The sequence below is a fragment of the Streptococcus suis genome (assembly GCF_002964045.1).
GTDB lineage: Bacteria > Bacillota > Bacilli > Lactobacillales > Streptococcaceae > Streptococcus > Streptococcus suis_U.
Window position 1 is genome coordinate 1 of sequence record NZ_POPB01000386.1, and the last position, 267, is coordinate 267.

Here is a 267-nt window from a genome sequence, read left to right on the forward strand (position 1 = left end):
CATGTTATTGGCAAGCATTCTGCCAGTATTCTTTATTTTTACTGGCGTTAAAGCTGACGATACTATTGATGTCGTATTTGACAATGCTTACGCCCCATTCGAGTTTAAAGACTCAGATCAAATTTATAAAGGATTAGATGTTGACATCATCAACGAAGTAGCCAAGCGCTCAGGTTGGACCATGAATCAAAGCTTCCCAGGATTTGATGCAGCTGTCAACGCTGTACAGGCTGGATCTGCGGACGCCCTGATGGCAGGTACAACTAT

Annotated in this window: 1 protein-coding gene; it reads left to right on the plus strand. The window is 43.1% G+C overall.

The features are described from left to right. Nucleotide 1: 1 nt before the first annotated feature. On the plus strand, nucleotides 2-267 hold a 266-nt coding region (locus C1E99_RS09770), incomplete at its 3' end, for a transporter substrate-binding domain-containing protein (protein WP_153060185.1).